Annotated in this window: 11 protein-coding genes; 9 read left to right on the top strand and 2 right to left on the bottom strand. The window is 54.2% G+C overall.

Annotated features, from left to right (window positions below):
- The first annotated feature begins 157 nt into the window (after window positions 1–157).
- The 6 genes from ebgR to ygjK all read left to right on the top strand — a co-directional run bounded on the left by ebgR (window position 158) and on the right by ygjK (window position 9,900).
- Window positions 158–1,141 carry a transcriptional regulator EbgR gene (ebgR, locus tag OGX80_RS13600; protein WP_049009429.1) on the top strand — a complete coding sequence of 328 codons (984 nt, stop codon included), beginning with the start codon at window positions 158–160 and terminating at the stop codon, window positions 1,139–1,141.
- 207 nt (window positions 1,142–1,348) lie between these two features.
- Window positions 1,349–4,441 carry a beta-galactosidase subunit alpha gene (ebgA, locus tag OGX80_RS13595; protein ID WP_115181088.1) on the top strand — a complete coding sequence of 1,031 codons (3,093 nt, stop codon included), beginning with the start codon at window positions 1,349–1,351 and terminating at the stop codon, window positions 4,439–4,441.
- The gene (locus tag OGX80_RS13590) at window positions 4,438–4,887 is read left to right on the top strand and encodes a beta-galactosidase subunit beta (RefSeq protein ID WP_115181087.1); all 450 of its coding nucleotides are present in this window, start codon (window positions 4,438–4,440) and stop codon (window positions 4,885–4,887) included. Before ebgA ends, OGX80_RS13590 begins: the two co-directional genes overlap by 4 nt.
- 67 nt (window positions 4,888–4,954) lie before the next feature.
- Complete coding sequence (locus OGX80_RS13585) at window positions 4,955–6,388, top strand: amino acid permease (RefSeq protein ID WP_115181086.1); 1,434 nt, start codon at window positions 4,955–4,957, stop codon at window positions 6,386–6,388.
- 88 nt (window positions 6,389–6,476) lie between these two features.
- On the top strand, window positions 6,477–7,532 hold the full coding sequence (gene ygjJ, locus OGX80_RS13580; protein ID WP_369701091.1) for a protein YgjJ: 1,056 nt from the start codon (window positions 6,477–6,479) through the stop codon (window positions 7,530–7,532).
- A gap of 16 nt (window positions 7,533–7,548) precedes the next feature.
- Entirely contained in the window at window positions 7,549–9,900 is a 2,352-nt protein-coding gene (ygjK, locus tag OGX80_RS13575; protein ID WP_115182304.1) for an alpha-glucosidase, read from the top strand.
- A 98-nt stretch (window positions 9,901–9,998) separates the two neighbouring features.
- On the opposite strand, the gene OGX80_RS13570 is transcribed toward ygjK, so the two are convergent.
- Complete coding sequence (locus OGX80_RS13570) at window positions 9,999–10,163, bottom strand: hypothetical protein (protein WP_160117713.1); 165 nt, start codon at window positions 10,161–10,163, stop codon at window positions 9,999–10,001.
- Between the two features lie 89 nt (window positions 10,164–10,252).
- Here OGX80_RS13570 and OGX80_RS13565 point away from each other — a divergent pair, with 89 nt between their 5' ends.
- Window positions 10,253–12,271: an NADPH-dependent 2,4-dienoyl-CoA reductase gene (locus OGX80_RS13565; protein ID WP_115181084.1), complete on the top strand. Its 2,019-nt coding sequence runs from the start codon at window positions 10,253–10,255 to the stop codon at window positions 12,269–12,271.
- Between the two features lie 91 nt (window positions 12,272–12,362).
- Here OGX80_RS13565 and rlmG read toward each other — a convergent pair whose 3' ends face one another.
- The gene (gene rlmG, locus OGX80_RS13560) at window positions 12,363–13,499 is read right to left on the bottom strand and encodes a 23S rRNA (guanine(1835)-N(2))-methyltransferase RlmG (protein ID WP_115181083.1); all 1,137 of its coding nucleotides are present in this window, start codon (window positions 13,497–13,499) and stop codon (window positions 12,363–12,365) included.
- An 86-nt stretch (window positions 13,500–13,585) separates the two neighbouring features.
- Here rlmG and OGX80_RS13555 point away from each other — a divergent pair, with 86 nt between their 5' ends.
- Both OGX80_RS13555 and OGX80_RS13550 read left to right on the top strand, forming a co-directional pair.
- Window positions 13,586–14,089: a M48 metallopeptidase family protein gene (locus tag OGX80_RS13555; RefSeq protein ID WP_012135226.1), complete on the top strand. Its 504-nt coding sequence runs from the start codon at window positions 13,586–13,588 to the stop codon at window positions 14,087–14,089.
- A 69-nt stretch (window positions 14,090–14,158) separates the two neighbouring features.
- The gene (locus OGX80_RS13550; RefSeq protein ID WP_012135227.1) at window positions 14,159–15,145 is read left to right on the top strand and encodes a Gfo/Idh/MocA family protein; all 987 of its coding nucleotides are present in this window, start codon (window positions 14,159–14,161) and stop codon (window positions 15,143–15,145) included.
- Window positions 15,146–15,183: the final 38 nt, after the last annotated feature.

Below are 15,183 nucleotides of genomic sequence, written 5' to 3'. Positions count from 1 at the left end.
TAAAAAAGGGGAAATGCTGCGTTTATCACACTCTTTAAGCTGAAATTTACCCCTGGCACGTCAAATAAACGCGCTTTATTTACTGAAAACAGATGCATAGATAAGCACTTCCTTTACAATGAAAAGGCTACTCAGGGGAAAGTCGGAAAAGGTAATCATGGCAACACTTAAAGATATCGCAATTGAAGCTGGCGTATCCCTGGCGACAGTGTCGCGGGTCTTAAACGACGACCCCACGCTGAATGTCAAAGAAGAGACCAAACACCGCATTCTGGAAATCGCGGAAAAACTGGAGTACAAAACCAGCAGCGCCCGTAAGAGCCAGAATAGTACGGTCAGCCTGCAACACATCCTTGCCATCTACAGTTATCAGCAAGAGCTGGAAATTAACGATCCCTACTATCTGGCAATCCGCCACGGGATTGAGACACAGTGTGAAAAACTGGGGATTGAACTGACCAACTGCTACGAACACAGCGGGTTGCCGGATCTTAAAAACATCACCGGCATTCTCATTGTCGGCAAGCCCTCAGCCGCCTTACGCGACGCCGCCGCCGCGCTGACTGACAATATCTGCTTTATCGACTTTCACGAATCAGGCAGTGAATACGATGCCGTCGATATCGATTTGTCCCGCATCAGCAAAGAGATCATCGACTTTTTCATTGCTCAGGGCGCAACCCGTATCGGTTTTATTGGCGGGGAGGATGAGCCCGGCAAAGCCGATATCCGCGAAGCCGCGTTTGTCGAATATGGCCGCCTGAAGCAGGTCGTGCGTGAAGACGATATCTGGCGCGGTGGTTTTTCCAGTTCATCAGGTTACGAACTGGCGAAACAAATGCTGGCTAAAGCGGATTATCCGCGCGCGCTGTTTGTCGCCTCCGACTCGATAGCCATTGGCGTGTTACGCGCAATCCATGAGCATGGCCTTGAGATCCCGCGCGACATCTCCCTGATAAGCGTGAATGACATTCCGACGGCGCGATTCACCTTCCCACCGCTTTCCACGGTGCGCATTCATTCCGAAATGATGGGCAGCCAGGGCGTAAATCTGGTGTACGAAAAAGCCCGTGACGGGCGTGCACTGCCGCTGCTGGTCTTCGTTCCCAGTAAACTTAAACTGCGCGGCACCAGCCGCTAACTCCCCTTTTCCACCGCCCGGTTTTCCTGATAGCCGGGCGCATTCCGCTTTTCGCCGTTTTTCTTCTCACTGCTTATTTTCGTGATCCAGTTAAAGTAAATCATTTTACCCACTACATTTTAGTAAATATTTTACTAAAATCATTTCCCATAACGCACACTTACCATCGCCTTGAAGGGTTCCGACTTCGCTCCACAGGGAGGCATTATGAATCGCTGGGAAAACATTCAGCTGACCCACGAAAACAGACTGGCGCCACGCGCCTACTTTTTTTCTTATGACTCAATAGCCCAGGCTCGCACATTCGCCCGCGAAACCAGCAGCTATTTTTTGCCGCTAAGCGGTCAGTGGAACTTTCAGTTCTTCGACCACCCGCTTCAGGTGCCGGAAGCCTTTACCTCAGAGTATATGCGTGACTGGGGAACAATTACCGTTCCGGGGATGTGGCAAATGGAAGGCCACGGCAAGCTGCAATATACCGACGAAGGCTTCCCGTTTCCGATCGATGTGCCGTACGTCCCCAGCGATAACCCCACCGGCGCTTATCAACGCATTTTCACGCTGAGCGAAGGCTGGCAAGGAAAGCAAACGCTGATTAAATTCGACGGCGTCGAAACGTATTTCGAAGTTTATGTGAACGGCCATTATGTGGGATTCAGCAAAGGCAGCCGCCTGACGGCAGAGTTCGACATCAGCGCAGTCGCGAAGACGGGCGACAACCTGTTATGCGTTCGCGTGATGCAGTGGGCAGATTCCACCTATGTTGAAGACCAGGATATGTGGTGGTCGGCGGGCATCTTCCGCGACGTTTATCTGGTTGGTAAACACACCGTCCACATTCAGGACTTCACCGTTCGCACCGATTTTGACGACGATTATCGCAATGCCACCCTCTCCTGCCAGCTGGTTCTGGAAAACCTGACCGCCGACCCGGCAATCGCTTCTCTGGAGTATGCGCTGTTTGACGGTGAGGATGTTGTACACGCAGGCACCATCAACGCACTGACCATTGACCAGCGCATCAGCACCGACTTTGCTGTTGGCGTTCGCACTCCGCACCAGTGGTCCTCTGAGTCGCCGTATCTCTACCATCTGGTGATGACCCTGAAAGACGCCAACGGCAATACTCTTGAAGTAGTGCCGCAACGCGTGGGCTTTCGCGATATTCAGGTTCGCGACGGGCTGTTTTACATCAACAACCGCTACGTGATGCTGCACGGCGTCAACCGCCACGATAACGATCATCTTAAAGGTCGGGCTGTCGGCATGGATCGCGTTGAAAAAGATCTGCGGTTAATGAAACAGCACAACATCAACTCGGTACGAACCGCGCACTACCCTAACGATCCACGTTTCTACGAGCTTTGCGATATCTACGGCCTGTTTGTGATGGCGGAAACCGACGTCGAGTCACACGGATTCGCTAACATCGGCGATATCAGCCGCATCACCGACGACCCGGCGTGGGAAACGGTCTACGTCGAGCGCATCGTGCGCCATATCCATGCGCAGAAAAACCACCCTTCTATCATCATCTGGTCGCTGGGCAACGAATCCGGGTACGGCTGTAATATTCGCGCGATGTACCACGCCGCCAAAGCGCTGGATGACACGCGCCTGATTCACTACGAAGAAGACCGCGACGCAGAAGTGGTGGATATCATCTCCACCATGTATACCCGCGTGCCGCTAATGAACGAGTTTGGTGAGTACCCGCATCCGAAGCCGCGCATCATCTGCGAATACGCCCACGCGATGGGCAACGGCCCCGGCGGACTAACCGAATATCAGAATGTCTTTTACCAGCACGACTGCATTCAGGGGCACTACGTCTGGGAATGGTGCGATCACGGTATTCAGGCGAAAGACGACGATGGCAACGTGTGGTACAAATTTGGCGGCGATTACGGCGACTACCCGAATAACTACAACTTCTGCCTTGATGGTCTGATTTACCCTGACCAGACGCCGGGCCCGGGTCTGAAGGAGTACAAGCAGGTCATTGCACCTGTAAAAATCCACGCGCAGGATCTGGAACGTGGCGAACTGAAAGTAGAAAACAAACTGTGGTTCACCTCCCTTGACGACTATACCCTGCATATTGACGTTCGTGCCGAAGGGGAGACGCTCTCCACGCAGCAGATCAAACTGCGCGACGTCGCGCCGAATAGCGAGGCGTTACTGCACTGCACGTTGCCAGCGCTGGATGGGCGAGAAACGTTTCTTAACATCACCGTGACCAAAGACTCCCCCACACTCTACAGCGACGCAGGGCATCATATCGCCACCTGTCAGTTCCCGCTGAAGGCCAGAACGGCGCCTCCTGTACCGTTTAGCCAGCCAAACGCGCACGCGTTGACGCTGGAAGACGATCGTCTGAGCTGCACCGTGCGCGGCTACAACTTCCATCTGACGTTCTCAAAACTGAACGGGAAGCCAACCGCCTGGAACGTTAATGGTGAAGCGCTGCTGACCCGCGCGCCAAAAATCAATTTCTTTAAGCCGACGATTGATAACCACAAGCAGGAGTTCGAGGGACTCTGGCAACCAAACCATCTGCACATCATGCAGGAGCATCTGCGGGCGTTTACCGTCGAGCAAACGGAAGATGCGGTGCTGATTACCAGCCACACCCTTATTGCTCCGCCGGTATTTGATTTCGGCATGCGCTGTACGTATCGCTGGCGCATTGCGATGGATGGTCAGGTAAACGTCGCGCTTTCCGGCGAACCCTACGGCGAATATCCGCACATTATTCCGTGTATTGGCTTCACGATGGGAATCAATGGCGCCTTCGATCAGGTTGCCTGGTATGGTCGCGGCCCGGGAGAAAACTATGCCGACAGTCAGCAGGCCAACATCATCGACATCTGGCGCTCCACCGTGGATGACATGTTTGAGAATTACCCGTTCCCGCAGAACAACGGTAATCGCCAGCATGTACGCTGGGCGACGCTAACCAACCGCCACGGCAACGGTCTGCTGGTGGTGCCGCAACGCCCCATCAACTTCAGCGCCTGGCATTACACGCCAGAAAACCTCTTTGCCGCGCAGCACTGCAATGAGTTGCAGCGCTGCGACGACATCACTCTGAATCTGGATCATCAGTTGCTTGGGCTGGGTTCCAACTCCTGGGGAAGCGAAGTGCTCGATTCCTGGCGCGTCTGGTTCCGGTCATTCCGTTATGGCTTTACGTTGCTGCCGGTGTCCGGCGGCGAAGCGACCGCCCAGGCTATTGCCGGCCATGCCTTCGGCACGGACTTCTTTTCCACAAATTTGCATAGCGAGAATGAAAAATGAGGCTCCTCGATAACTTAGAACAGTTCCGGCAGGTCTACGCCTCTGGTCGAAAATGGCAGCGCTGCATTGAAGCGATTGAAAATATCGACAACATTCAGCCCGGCGTCGCTCACTCCATCGGGGATTCTCTGACGTATCGCGTGGAAACCGACTCTGCCGCCGATGCGCTGTTTACCGGGCATCGCCGTTACGTTGAAGTGCATTACTACCTGCAAGGGCAACAAAAAATTGAATATGCCGCCAAAGATACGTTGCAGGTCGTTGAATATTATCGCGATGAAACCGATCGCGAATATCTGAAAGGTTGCGGAAACACCGTAGAGGTTCACGAAGGACAGATGGTGATTTGCGACAACCATGAAGCCTACCGTTTTATCTGTAATCACGCTGTAAAAAAAGTCGTACTCAAAGTGACCATTGAAGATTGTTATTTTCATAACAAATAAAAATAACGGGCGGCACCTGTGATGTGCCGCTGACTACCCTACAAAAATCAGGAATCGGAGATGTGTTATGTCTGATACCAAACGTAATACAATCGGCAAGTTCGGCTTACTCTCGCTTACCTTTGCCGCCGTTTACAGTTTTAATAACGTTATCAATAATAATATTGAGCTGGGGCTGGCATCGGCGCCGATGTTTTTCCTGGCAACGATTTTCTACTTTATCCCCTTCTGTTTAATTATTGCAGAATTCGTTTCATTAAATAAAAACTCTGAAGCTGGCGTTTATGCTTGGGTAAAAAGCTCCCTCGGCGGACGCTGGGCATTTATTACCGCCTACACCTATTGGTTCGTTAATTTGTTCTTTTTCACCTCGCTGCTCCCGCGCGTAATTGCCTATGCCTCTTATGCGTTCCTGGGCTACGAATATATTCTGACGCCGGTCGTAACAACCGTATTGAGTATGGTGCTGTTCGCCTTCTCAACCTGGGTTTCCACCAACGGGGCGAAAATGCTGGGGCCAATCACCTCCGTCACCTCCACGCTGATGCTCCTGTTGACGCTTTCCTATATTTTACTGGCCGGTACGGCGCTGGTGGGCGGCGTTCAGCCTGCCGATCCGATCACCGTGGAGGCGATGATCCCAAACTTTAACTGGGCATTCCTCGGTATTACGACCTGGATCTTTATGGCCGCAGGCGGCGCGGAATCCGTTGCGGTGTATGTTAACGACGTAAAAGGCGGATCAAAATCATTTGTAAAAGTGATCATCCTGGCCGGGATTTTCATCGGCGTGCTTTATTCCATTTCGTCGGTACTGATCAACGTATTCGTAAGCAGTAAAGAGCTGAAATTTACCGGCGGTTCAGTACAGGTCTTCCACGGTCTGGCAGCCTGGTTTGGTCTGCCCGAACTGTTGATAAACCGCTTTGTCGGTCTGGTTTCTTTTACTGCGATGTTCGGTTCCCTGCTGATGTGGACTGCAACGCCGGTTAAAATTTTCTTCTCTGAAATTCCCGCAGGGATTTTTGGCAAAAAAACCGTTGAACTGAATGAAAACGGCGTCCCCGCCCGCGCCGCCTGGATTCAGTTCCTGATTGTCATTCCGTTGATGATTATCCCAATGCTCGGCTCGAATACCGTTCAGGAATTAATGAACACCATCATTAATATGACCGCAGCGGCCTCCATGCTGCCTCCGTTGTTTATTATGCTGGCCTACCTGAATCTGCGGGCAAAACTGGAGCACTTACCGCGAGACTTCCGTATGGGATCGCAAAGAACCGGTATTATCGTCGTGTCGATGTTAATTGTTATATTTACCATCGGATTTATTGCCTCCACTTTCCCAACCGGCGGCAATATTATGACCATTGTTTTCTATAACGTGGGCGGTATTGTTATTTTCCTCGGATTCGCCTGGTGGAAATACAGCCGATACATTAAAGGACTCACAAAAGAAGAACAGGATATTGAAGCCGCACCCGCATCAAACATTAATTAACAGATTGATTTTATAACTATAAGAACCATTTTCACATTGGCTATAACAATAAAAAATATTTATTTTGGCTTAGGACAGAAGCATGAAAATGATGAAAAATATTCGCAGGGCAATAATTGCCCTGCCCTTCCTCTGTGTTTTTCCCCTGGCTGCGGAAGACGTTCATCCGGCAGAACATGACGACACAAAAACGCCAGCCGTCACCTCTCCCTCCTTTCGTTTTTACGGCGAGATGGGGTTGGGGGGATATATGGATTTAGAGGGACAGGATAAACATAAATACAGTGACGGCACCTATATTGAAGGCGGCCTGGAGATGAAATACGGCTCATGGTTTGGCCTGATTTACGGCGAAGGCTGGACGGTGCAGGCCGACCATCAGGGTAACGCCTGGGTTCCCGATCATAGCTGGGGCGGGTTCGAAGGCGGAATCAACCGTTTTTATGGCGGTTATCGTACTGATGACGGCACGGAACTGATGCTGAGCCTGCGTCAGGATTCCTCGCTGGATGACCTGCAATGGTGGGGCGATTTTACGCCGGATCTGGGCTACGTCATCCCCAATACCCGTGACATCATGACCGCGATTAAGGTGCAGAATCTGAGCGGCGCCTTCCGTTATAGCGTCACCGCCACGCCAGCCGGGCATCACGATGAGGGGAAAGCCTGGCTCCATTTCGGCAAATACGATCGCTATGACGATAAATACACCTATCCGGCGATGATCAACGGTTATATCCAGTACGATCTTGTCGAAGGCGTCACCTGGATGAACGGTCTGGAAGTTACCGACGGCACCGGGCAACTGTTTCTGACCGGCGTTCTCTCTCCCAACCTGGCCGCCCGCGCCTGGCACCACACTGGTCGCGCCGACGGTCTGGACGTGCCGGGCAGCGAAACCGGCTTTATGGTCAGCGCCATGTACGAAGCGCTAAAAGGCGTTTATCTCTCTACGGCCTACAGCTATGCCAAGCACCGGCCAGATCATGCCGCAGACGAAACCACCTCTTTTATGCAGTTTGGCGTCTGGTACGAATACGGCGGCGGGCGTTTCGCCACCGCCTTCGACAGCCGGTTCTATATGCAAAACGCATCTGGCGATCCCAGCGACCAGATTTTCCTGATGCAATATTTCTACTGGTAATAAGGACATGAACACCATGAAAATCACGACGGCCCTGACGCCGCTGACCTGCGCTTTGCTGATAAGCCTCTCCGCACATGCCGCCACTGCGGACGATTATAAAAATGTCATTAACCGCACCGGCGCGCCGGGCTATATGCATGATTACGATTACGATGATCACCAGCGTTTTAATCCGTTTTTCGATCTTGGCGCGTGGCATGGATATCTGCTGCCAGACAGCAAGGCTACGATGGGCGGCTTTCCCGGCGTTGCACTGCTGACGGAAGAGTACATCAACTTTATGGCCACCCATTTTGACCGTCTGTCGGTGTATCAAAACGGCCAACAGGTTGACTTTGCGCTTGAGGCTTACAGCATTCCCGGCGCGCTGATCCAAAAATTATCCTCAAAGGACGTGCAGGTTGAGATGACGCTGCGCTTCGCCAGTTCGCGCACCGCCCTGCTGGAAACGAAAATCACCAGCAAGACGCCGCTGGATCTGGTGTGGGACGGCGAGTTACTGGAAAAACTGGAAGCGAAAGAGGGAAAAGCGATCTCCGATAAAACCATTGATGGAGAATACCCGGACTATCAGCGAAAAATCATCGCCACCCGTGATGGTCTGAAAGTCACCTTCGGCAAAGTGCGTTCCACCTGGGATCTGCTCACTTCCGGCGAATCTGAATATCAGATACATAAATCCCTGCCAACAGACACGAAGGTCAACGGCCACCGCTTTACCAGCAAGGCGCACATCAACGGTTCCACCACGTTTTATACCACCTGGTCGCATCTGCTCACCGCGCAGGAAGTGGATAACGAGCAGGCGCAGATCCGCGACATTCTGGCTCGCCCGACAGACTATCTCAACGCATCACAAAAACGCTGGGAGGGCTATCTGCAAAAAGGCTTAACCAACCCGGACGCCACGCCAGAACAAACGCGGGTTGCGGTTAAAGCCATTGAAACGCTGAACGGCAACTGGCGCTCGCCAGGCGGCGCGATCAAACACCATACCGTGACGCCATCGGTCACTGGCCGCTGGTTTTCCGGTAATCAGACCTGGCCGTGGGACACCTGGAAGCAGGCCTTTGCGATGGCGCATTTCAACCCGGAAATCGCTAAAGAGAATATTCGCGCCGTCTTCTCCTGGCAGATTCAACCCGACGATCCGCTTCGCCCACAGGATGCGGGTTTCGTTCCCGATCTGATCGCCTGGAATCTCAGCCCGGAACGCGGCGGCGATGGCGGCAACTGGAACGAGCGCAACACCAAGCCAAGCCTCGCGGCGTGGTCAGTGATGGAGGTCTACAACGTCACCAAAGACAAAGCCTGGCTTGAAGAGATGTACCCGAAACTGGTGGCATACCATGACTGGTGGCTGCGTAACCGCGATCACAACGGCAATGGCGTCCCGGAATATGGCGCAACCCGCGACAAAGCCCACAATACCGACACCGGCGAAATGCTGTTTACGGTAAAACAGGGCGACAAGGAAGAGACGTTATCCGGGCTGAGAAACTATGCCCGCATCATCAGCGAAGGCCAGTACGACAGCCTGGAAATTCCGGCGCAGGTCGCCGCCTCCTGGGAGTCCGGGCGTGATGACGCCGCAGTGTTCGGTTTTATTGATAAAGCGCAGCTGGATAAATATGTCGCAAACGGCGGCAAACGCAGCGACTGGACGGTGAAATTTGCGGAAAACCGTCGCCAGGACGGCATGCTGCTGGGCTATTCGCTGCGACAGGAGTCAGTCGATCAGGCGAGCTACATGTACAGCGACAACCACTATCTGGCGGAAATGGCGACCCTCCTCAATAAGCCGAACGAGGCGCAGCACTATCGCCAGTTGGCGCAGAAGCTCGCGGATTACATCAACACCTGCATGTTCGATCCGACAACACACTTCTTCTATGATCTGCGGATTGAAGAAAAGCCGCTGGCAAACGGCTGTGCGGGGAAACCGATCGTTGAGCGTGGCAAGGGGCCGGAAGGCTGGTCGCCATTGTTTAACGGCGCTGCGACGCAGGCTCACGCCGATGCGGTTGTGAAGGTGATGCTTGACCCGAAAGAGTTCAACACTTTCGTACCGCTCGGCACCGCCGCGCTGACTAATCCGGCGTTCGGCGCGGATATTTACTGGCGCGGACGCGTATGGGTGGATCAGTTCTGGTTCGGATTAAAAGGCATGGCGCGTTACGGCTATCGTGATGATGCGCTGAAGCTGGCGGATACTTTCTTCAGGCATGCGAAAGGGCTGACCGCCGACGGGCCGATTCAGGAAAACTACAACCCGTTGACCGGCGCACAGCAGGGCGCGCCGAACTTCTCCTGGAGCGCCGCGCACCTGTATATGCTGTATAACGACTTCTTCAGGAAACTGTAATCCGAAATGCGATGCCGGATGGCGCTACGCTTATCCGGCCTACAGGAATCCGATCCGTAGGCCGGATAAGACGCGCCAGCATCGCCATCCGGCAATGTTCACACAACCCGCACACCTGTAGGCCGGATAAGACGCGCCAGCGTCGCCATCCGGCAATGTTCACACAACCCGCACACCTGTAGGCCGGATAAGACGCGCCAGCGTCGCCATCCGGCAAATTCGTTCTCTGGCCCCGCTCCTTTTTTGAATCCCATCACAATCATCGCATTCCCCTTTTCCCTTTTACGCCGCGACGGCTAAATTATTAACTCATCCGACCACATAACAATAATTTTACATACTGGACACACTTATGAGCTATCCGTCGCTTTTCGCCCCGCTCGATCTGGGCTTTACCCGGCTTAAAAACCGTGTGCTAATGGGTTCGATGCATACCGGGCTGGAGGAATACCCCGATGGCGCCGAACGGCTGGCGGCTTTCTACGCCGAACGTGCGCGGCATGGCGTCGCGCTGATCGTCACCGGGGGGATTGCCCCTGCACTGTCCGGGGTGGGAATGGAAGGCGGCGCCACGTTAAATGACGCCAGCCAGCTGCCGCACCACCGCGTGATCACGGACGCCGTTCATGAAGAAGGCGGGAAAATTGCGTTGCAGATCCTGCATACCGGACGCTATAGCTATCAGCCGCATCTGGTCGCCCCTTCGGCGATCCAGGCGCCCATCAACCGTTTTACGCCGCACGAACTCACGCACGATGAAATCCTGCAACTGATTGACGATTTCGCCCACTGCGCCCAGCTGGCGCGGGAAGCGGGTTACGACGGCGTCGAGGTGATGGGTTCGGAAGGCTATCTGATCAACGAATTTCTTACCGTGCGCACGAACCAGCGCGACGATGAATGGGGCGGCGATTACGCCAGGCGTATGCGCTTCGCGGTGGAAGTGGTACGGGCAGTACGCCAGCGCGTGGGCAGCGATTTTATCATTATCTACCGCCTGTCGATGCTCGACCTGGTGGAAAACGGCGGGACGTTCGACGAAACCGTACAGCTGGCGCAGGCCATTGAAGCGGCTGGCGCGACGATCATCAACACCGGTATTGGCTGGCACGAAGCGCGTATCCCGACGATCGCCACGCCGGTTCCGCGCGGCGCCTTTAGCTGGGTAACGCGCAAACTGAAAGGTCACGTCACCGTTCCGCTGGTCACGACCAACCGGATCAACGATCCGCAAGTAGCAGACGATATTCTGGCGCGCGGCGATGCGGATATGGTGTCGATGGCGCGCCCGTTCCTGGCGGATGCCGAGCTGCTGTCGAAAGCGCAATCAGGGCGGGCGGATGAGATCAACACCTGTATCGGCTGCAACCAGGCCTGTCTGGATCAGATCTTCGTGGGTAAAGTCACCTCTTGCCTGGTGAATCCACGCGCCTGTCACGAAACCAAAATGCCGATAGTTCCGGCTGAACATAAGAAAAGCCTGGCCGTCGTCGGCGCAGGCCCGGCGGGTCTCGCATTTGCCATTAACGCGGCAGCGCGCGGGCACGACGTTACGCTGTTTGATGCCCTGGCCGAGATCGGCGGGCAGTTCAACATCGCTAAACAGATCCCCGGCAAAGAAGAATTTTATGAAACGCTGCGCTATTACCGTCGGATGATCGAAGTGACCGGCGTGACGCTGAAGCTCAACCGGTTTGTCACCGCAGACGATCTGCAACCGTTTGATGAAGCGATCCTCGCTTGCGGGATCGAGCCGCGTAAACCGTCGATCGAGGGCATCGATCACCCGAAAGTGCTGACCTATCTTGAGGTGCTGCGCGATAAAACTCCCGTCGGGAAACGTGTCGCGATTATCGGCTGCGGCGGGATTGGTTTTGATACTGCGATGTACCTCAGCCAGCCAGGCGATCCCAGCAGCCAGAGCATTGCCGAGTTCTGCGTGGAATGGGGGATCGACACCAGCCTGCAACAGCCCGGCGGGTTACGCCCGGAAGGGCCGCATCTGTCTCGCAGCCCACGTCAGATTGTGATGCTACAGCGTAAAGCCAGTAAACCCGGTCAGGGGCTGGGGAAAACCACCGGCTGGATCCATCGCGCAACGCTGTTGTCCCGCGGCGTAAAAATGATCCCGGCGGTCAGTTATCAGAAGATCGACGATGACGGATTGCACGTATTGATCAACGGCGAACCGCAGCTTCTGAACGTCGATCATGTCGTGATCTGCGCGGGGCAGGAGCCACGGCGCGAACTGGCGGCGCCGCTGCGCGCGTCAGGGAAAACGGTACACCTGATTGGCGGATGCGACGTGGCGATGGAGCTGGATGCGCGGCGGGCAATTGCGCAGGGAACAAAATTAGCGCTGGCGATTTAAGGGCATTGCCTGATGGCGCTACGCTTATCAGGCCTACGGGGTAGCACGTTGTAGGCCGGATAAGGCGTTAGCCGTCATCCGGCACACGCTATTAGCGGCGGCGACCGGTTTTGACCGCTTTCAACACCACAAATTTGTTATTGGTGGCGATGGTGGTGCAGTTACCGAAAATCTTCTTCAGCTTGTGGAAATAATCCAGGTGACGGTTCGCCACAATGTACAGCTCGCCGTTGATCTTCAGGCAACGGCGTGCATGGTGGAACATTTCCCAGGCAACGTTATCCGTCAGCGCATGTTTCTGATGGAACGGCGGGTTGCACAGCACGGCGTTAAAGCGGAAAGGTTCCACGCCGGACAAAGCGTTGTTAATCATAAACTCGCAGCGATCCAACGCTTCCGGCATATTGGTTTCCACATTCAAACGGCTGGACGCGACCGCCATCGGCGATTCATCGACAAACACGACGCTCGCCTGAGGGTTCTTCGCCAGCAGCGTCAGGCCAATCACGCCATTGCCGCAGCCGAGATCGACGATCTCCCCTTCCAGATTTTCCGGTAAATGCTGCATAAAGAAGCGCGCGCCGATATCCAGGCCGGTACGCGAGAAAACGTTCGCATGATTGTGGATAGTCCAGTCGGTGCCGTCCAGTTTCCAGCTCAGCGTCTGCGGCGCATCCGCCAGTTCAGGCTTACTGAAGGTACAGTTGATCAGGCGCGCCTTTTTCCAGGCCAGCGTCGTGGTCGTGGGGCCGAGCACTTTTTCGAACAGTTCCAGCGTGGAGGTATGAATGTCACGCGCCTTTGCTCCCGCAATAATACGGGTCTGCGGAGTCACGACCTGGCGCAACGCGCGCAATTGTTGCTCCAGCAGCGCCAGCGTTTTCGGCACCTTAATCAACACGACGCCCGGCGCCGGCGGGTACGCGGTGGTGCTGTCGAGAAACTTCACGCTGGATTCGGCGATATCGTTGTGGCGTAAATTTTCGCGCGTCGCCAGCTCGCTTAAATACGAGTCGCCGATGCTGTATGGTGTATGCTCAGCCAGCGCGCAGCTTAATGCGCCAAAGGCATCATTCAGGATCAGCAGCGGGCCGCTGATTTCCGTGTCGTCTAACTGTTGCAGCAGATATTCATCCGCCGCTTCCCACGCCTGAAGCGGGTTAACGTCATCCGTTTCCGGGAAACGTTTCAGTGTCAGTGAACGGAAACCGTTGTCTACGTGGCTCATCGGCCCTCCTGAATGGTAAAATTTCGCTGTTATCCCTGAAAGGGTGCGTGAGTATACTCTTTTTTTAGATTTAATTTGGGGCTTTGATGGGTCAACTTACTTATCTCCACGGCTACCCGGAGAATTTACTGTCTCAGGTACGCACGCTCATTGCTGAACAGCGTCTGGGCGCCGTGCTGGAAAAACGCTATCCGGGAACGCATGATTTTGCGACCGATAAAGCGCTCTGGCAGTATACCCAGGATCTGAAAAGCCAGTTTCTGCGTAACGCCCCGCCGATCAACAAAGTGATGTATGACAACAAGATCCATGTGCTGAAAAATGCGCTGGGGCTGCATACCGCCGTTTCACGCGTACAGGGCGGCAAGCTGAAGGCGAAAGCCGAGATCCGCGTCGCTACCGTGTTTCGCAATGCGCCGGAACCTTTTCTGCGAATGATCGTGGTTCACGAACTGGCGCATCTGAAAGAGAAAGAGCACAACAAAGCGTTTTATCAACTGTGCTGTCATATGGAGCCGCAGTATCACCAGCTTGAGTTTGATACCCGCCTGTGGTTAACGCATCTTTCGTTAAAGCAATCTGAGCAGTAGCGCACTGGCTTTGTCATAAAGGCATGCTAAATTGACGAAAGAATCCCTTTATGGAGCCTGAAGGCGTTTATGATACGTTTCGCTGTTATTGGCACAAACTGGATCACCCGCCAGTTTGTCGATGCCGCCCATGAAACCGGCAAATATAAGTTAACCGCAGTCTATTCCCGTCGCCTCGAACAGGCGCAAACCTTCGCCAATGATTATCCCGTCGAGCATTTATTCACTTCGCTTGAAGCAATGGCGCAAAGCGACGCCATTGATGCGGTGTATATCGCCAGCCCGAACTCGCTGCATTTCCCCCAGACTCAGCTCTTTTTAAGCCACAAAAAGCATGTGATCTGCGAGAAGCCGCTGGCCTCGAATCTGGCCGAAGTCGACGCCGCCATCGCGTGCGCGCGTGAAAATCAGGTCGTCCTGTTCGAAGCCTTTAAAACCGCCAGCCTGCCTAATTTCCAGTTGCTACAGCAGTCGCTGCCGAAAGCAGGAAGAATGCGCAAAGCCCTTATCAACTACTGCCAGTATTCCTCGCGCTACCAGCGCTATCTGGACGGCGAAAACCCCAATACCTTTAATCCGGCCTTCTCGAATGGCTCCATTATGGATATCGGTTTTTACTGTCTGGCGTCAGCGGTTGCGCTCTGGGGAGAACCGCAAAACGTTCAGGCGTCCGCCAGTCTGCTGGAAAGCGGTGTCGATGCGCATGGCGTGGCGGTGCTGGATTACGGCGACTTCAGCGTCACCCTACAGCATTCCAAAGTGAGTGACTCCGTACTACCCAGCGAAATCCAGGGCGAAGCCGGTTCTCTGGTCATCGAGAAAATTTCGGAATGTCAGAAAGTGTGCTTCATTCCACGCGGCGGAAAAACGCAGGATTTATCCGTTCCTCAGCATATCAATACGATGCTGTATGAGGCGGAACGCTTTGCACACCTGGTCGAGACTAACGAGGTGAACCATCCCGAGCTGACCGTCAGCCGTATCACGGCCAAACTGCTCACGGAGATCCGTCGGCAGACGGGCGTCGTCTTCCCCGCGGATGACGCCACAGCGTAAAACAATGTAAAACAGATGTAACAGGCCATTGACTGATC

Origin of the sequence: Citrobacter sp. CK194 (assembly GCF_030333395.1) — a bacterium.
Taxonomy (GTDB): Bacteria; Pseudomonadota; Gammaproteobacteria; order Enterobacterales; family Enterobacteriaceae; genus Citrobacter_B; species Citrobacter_B koseri.
This window is presented reverse-complemented; position numbering and strand designations above follow the sequence as displayed.

What these genes read in the sequence shown, in the direction of transcription:
- ebgR (WP_049009429.1), top strand. Translation starts at nt 158, where the DNA reads ATGGCAACACTTAAAGATATCGCAATTGAAGCTGGCGTATCCCTGGCG.
- rlmG (WP_115181083.1), bottom strand. Translation starts at nt 13,499, where the DNA reads ATGAGCCACGTAGACAACGGTTTCCGTTCACTGACACTGAAACGTTTC.
- ygjJ (WP_369701091.1), top strand. Translation starts at nt 6,477, where the DNA reads ATGATGAAAAATATTCGCAGGGCAATAATTGCCCTGCCCTTCCTCTGT.
- OGX80_RS13585 (WP_115181086.1), top strand. Translation starts at nt 4,955, where the DNA reads ATGTCTGATACCAAACGTAATACAATCGGCAAGTTCGGCTTACTCTCG.
- OGX80_RS13590 (WP_115181087.1), top strand. Translation starts at nt 4,438, where the DNA reads ATGAGGCTCCTCGATAACTTAGAACAGTTCCGGCAGGTCTACGCCTCT.
- OGX80_RS13565 (WP_115181084.1), top strand. Translation starts at nt 10,253, where the DNA reads ATGAGCTATCCGTCGCTTTTCGCCCCGCTCGATCTGGGCTTTACCCGG.
- OGX80_RS13555 (WP_012135226.1), top strand. Translation starts at nt 13,586, where the DNA reads ATGGGTCAACTTACTTATCTCCACGGCTACCCGGAGAATTTACTGTCT.
- OGX80_RS13550 (WP_012135227.1), top strand. Translation starts at nt 14,159, where the DNA reads ATGATACGTTTCGCTGTTATTGGCACAAACTGGATCACCCGCCAGTTT.
- ebgA (WP_115181088.1), top strand. Translation starts at nt 1,349, where the DNA reads ATGAATCGCTGGGAAAACATTCAGCTGACCCACGAAAACAGACTGGCG.
- ygjK (WP_115182304.1), top strand. Translation starts at nt 7,549, where the DNA reads ATGAAAATCACGACGGCCCTGACGCCGCTGACCTGCGCTTTGCTGATA.
- OGX80_RS13570 (WP_160117713.1), bottom strand. Translation starts at nt 10,163, where the DNA reads ATGATTGTGATGGGATTCAAAAAAGGAGCGGGGCCAGAGAACGAATTT.